This window comes from Levilactobacillus cerevisiae (assembly GCF_003946245.1).
GTDB lineage: Bacteria > Bacillota > Bacilli > Lactobacillales > Lactobacillaceae > Levilactobacillus > Levilactobacillus cerevisiae.
Map to the genome: position 1 here is coordinate 1 of NZ_RHNN01000064.1, position 2,998 is coordinate 2,998.

At 39.1% G+C, this 2,998-nt stretch carries 3 protein-coding genes; 1 reads left to right on the plus strand and 2 read right to left on the minus strand.

The annotated features are described in order from the left end of the window. Positions 1 to 156: 156 nt before the first annotated feature. Positions 157 to 753 carry a hypothetical protein gene (locus EKM99_RS15915; RefSeq protein ID WP_164511626.1) on the plus strand — a complete coding sequence of 199 codons (597 nt, stop codon included), beginning with the start codon at positions 157 to 159 and terminating at the stop codon, positions 751 to 753. A gap of 207 nt (positions 754 to 960) precedes the next feature. Here the strand turns inward: EKM99_RS15915 and EKM99_RS15490 are convergent, their stop codons facing one another. Together EKM99_RS15490 and EKM99_RS15495 are read right to left on the minus strand one after the other, a co-directional pair. After that, on the minus strand, positions 961 to 1,173 hold the full coding sequence (locus EKM99_RS15490; RefSeq protein WP_225419889.1) for a hypothetical protein: 213 nt from the start codon (positions 1,171 to 1,173) through the stop codon (positions 961 to 963). A gap of 76 nt (positions 1,174 to 1,249) precedes the next feature. Then, entirely contained in the window at positions 1,250 to 2,125 is an 876-nt protein-coding gene (locus EKM99_RS15495) for a ParA family protein (RefSeq protein ID WP_125584200.1), read from the minus strand. Positions 2,126 to 2,998 lie beyond the last annotated feature (873 nt).

Sequence of the window (2,998 nt, forward strand, 5' to 3'; positions counted from 1 at the left end):
GAAGCATCATTTATTTAAGTTAGATACATATTATATGTACGAAGGCATTTCATTTACACAAGATTCTTGACGCTACCGTTCTCCAAGCCTTACTTCGAGCGGTATATTGACTCACAACAAGTATGGAAACATAAGCCGGTATATGTAGTCTTCCCCTTGGCAAAGGTTGATTGGTCACTGGTTAATACCTGTGGATTAACGGCTAACTCGGTCATTAGTCAGTCATCCGTAACGTACTGGTTCGGTGATGACGTTGCTCAGGAGGTATTCGTGGACAAGGTTAACCATTCTATTCAACTGACCTTAATGATGGCCTTCAGTGATATTATTCGTGGTACCAGCCATTCTCTGTCAGTCAAAACGGTAAAAGATACCGGGTTATCAATTGTGCAAAATGAGGTATCTGAGATTATACCTGATGAGACGGTTAACGATGCTTGGAAAAGTTTCCAATTATTTTTACCATGGGCGGGAGTTGAGATGGTAACAAATTCTCGTGCTAGTGTAGATAATAAGAATGGACTGGCTAAGCCTAATGAGAAAGTAATAATCCCCGCTTCAACCGTCCATGAGAAGCTATCAGAGTCCTCTCAGCTACCCTCAAAGTATTTCTTGGATAACTATAAAGGAACAATAAAAAAGGCCCCATATCATAGCGATATGAGGTCTTTTATTGGTGTTAATAAAACAGCGAATAAATCCATAATCCAATCCAGCCGATGGCACATATCGCACCGATCATGCCCCAGTTGAGGAAAATACTAATAAGGAATATCCAAAAGCAAGATTTCCGCAACGTTTTCAGATCAGAATATGAAAGTTGGGACTTACCTTCTAATTTCCTTTTATCTGACCGGTTAGCATGCTCATCATGGTGATACCAGCGACTAACAGCCGCAATTTTGAACAAGTCTCTGAACACATTATTACTTCTTTCTCTTATTTTTAATGTAGCACTGCTTACATATTCTCCCGCAATACGGTATACCTGCGCTGTTGTTCCTCGGTCATATCCTTGTAATACTGGTCAATAAGAAGCTGGATAATCTCGTAGTCGAAGCTAACATGTTCAATTGTCTTCAGGACGTTCATATCCTTGTAAGTCTCTGCGGATACCTTAATGGATTTTTTCTGGTTCTTTGGCATAGAAGAAGTTTTCTTCTCTTTTTTCATATCCTTATTTGTTGCATGATACTCCTCTGATGGCTTTACCGCTCCGGTAACCCTTCGTTGAAGAATGTTCGGTTTTTTATTGGGCATCTTCATTGGCCTCCCTATTATCACTTATAAATAAGCCAATCCGGCTTAATAACTCATCGGTAACTTTCTTGTACTTGTCCAGTACTCGCTTATCGAAGCGGTCCTTATCGGTAATTCCATTAATTGGGAATCGTTTAATCCGGGCCATTTGAGTAACAATATTCGTGAATACGTTTTCTTTGCCAAACTCATCCTTAGCTGATTGTATGATTGTCTGATCGACACCGTTACGGGCATCATGAAGCATTGGCAAGATACCAATTACCTCTATATCTAGCTGATACTCTTGCTGAAGTTTGGAAAGGGTATTCACATACTCTTCTGCACCGGATAGACTATCATCGTGTGTTTGCAAGCTGATAAGTGCAAAGTCTGAAAAGATAACGGCATTACGGGTAATCTCAATACTAAATGGTGGCACATCCAACAGAATTACATCATATTTATTCTTCAATGGCTGGAATAAGGGTTCTAACAGATGTGTTTCTTCATATTCATTACTGGTATTTTGGTACAAGTATTTCGTGAAGTCCTGAAAATCAATGTATGAGGGAATTAGGTCAAGATTATCCATTATACTAACTGGTAAGTCTGTTAGGTCTTTCTCCTGTACGCCTACCATCAGAGTTTTTTTAATGGAATATACAGTATCCTCATGCTGACTTTTAGTTAACATGAGTGTTTTGGTTGCGTTGGCTTGTGGGTCTAAGTCTGCAACCAACGTATGTATACCCATCTTAGCTAAGGTATAAGCGATGAGATACGTGTTAGTCGTCTTGCCTACTCCACCTTTCTGATTGCCAACCACAATGGTTAATGCCTCATCACGAGACTGTATAGCCTTTACTACGTCTGGAATATCCATAACAACGACCTCCAATTGATTTTTAATTAGTATACCACAATTTAATAGCAAAAGGGAAATTTCCCTAAATAGTTATTTAGATATATAGAATTAGGGATATATAGAAATTGGGATAAAGGGAAAAAGGGATACTTATTAACTGAGAACACTGTCAGAATGGGAATTAAAAATATCCCTAAATAGAAAAAGGGATATAGGGATAATTCTATTTAGGAATATTTCCATTTAGGGAAAAATAGATAAAGGGAAAAAGGGAAATTAAATATAATTGTTGACAGCCGTTCAATGAAAAGGCTATAATCATGGTATCGGCAATCCTATTATATGATGTGTTTTTAACATTATTTCCACCGTTTGTTGTACTAACGGTGAATCATGGGGTACACTGTCAGTAGTTCCAAAGAAGTAATACCTAAAAAACTGCATAAAAAAAAGCACCAACCGAAGGCAATCGGTTCGCGCCACCAGAATATCGTATTCACTATACGGTTATTCTAACACAGCCGGTGTGATTTTAAAAGCCCTAGAGGACAAACTAGGGGGTATAAACTTAAAGGGACACGTTTGCCAGTGCGACATCAATAAGTCTGGCTATACCACAACAAGGTCATCTGTACGGCTGGGTGGTGAATGGTGAGCGCGACCATTAACGGTGCGGGTGGTAAAACGAAGCTTCGGCTTGGTGCCACTGATTGGTTGGTAATCGAACAAAAATAAATACGTATTGCCAACGCCTATTAGGGCGTTTTTTAGTAGGTTAAACCGAAAACGTAGGTTTATAATTAGTGGTGGTAGAAATACCGCAATTGTACAGACAAGCGACGGGCGTTAACGACCGACGAACTAAGGGGAAACTTTTAGTAGTAGAATTGT